Source organism: Marinobacter sp. V032 (assembly GCF_052645435.1).
Genome location: NZ_JBQXYE010000014.1, coordinates 1 through 434, shown reverse-complemented (window position 1 = coordinate 434; position 434 = coordinate 1). Strand labels below are relative to the sequence as shown.

General features: G+C 50.2%; 1 pseudogene. It reads right to left on the bottom strand.

Annotated elements, in window-relative coordinates:
- A pseudogene (locus tag ACUN9X_RS18840) lies at positions 1-239 on the bottom strand (integrase); the annotation flags it as partial.
- Between the last annotated feature and the right edge of the window lie 195 nt (positions 240-434).

The window sequence follows — 434 nt, the reverse complement described above, 5'->3', positions numbered from 1 at the left end:
ATGACTTGCGCCCGGTCCAGAACCTCACCGTTTCTGGAAATATCTCGAACCAATAGCTTTACCAGATCGCAGGATCGGAGTTTGCAGTCAATTGCCATGTTGAACATCGCCAGCTCGCGGATGTTCTTTGCTATCTCTAACCGAATACGGATAGCCCATATTTGTTCGAGTTTGAGCGGCAGCTTCTGGCCGACGAGCTTCCCTTTGTTCCAGGGAACTTTGCTGGTAGGAAACGTCATGACGTGGCCCTCTTCGGAGGGTAAGGGCCTTTAAGTATGGCTCAAAAGATTGTTCTCTGCTGGCCAACCTGGTCGCAAAGCGAACATTCGAATTCTGTGTTTAGCTGGGGGCAACTACAGTCTGCCCTAATCACGTATCAGGCCCACCCAGAGTTGGAAAAATCCGGCTCCTGCGATCGTAAGAAAAAATTAGCG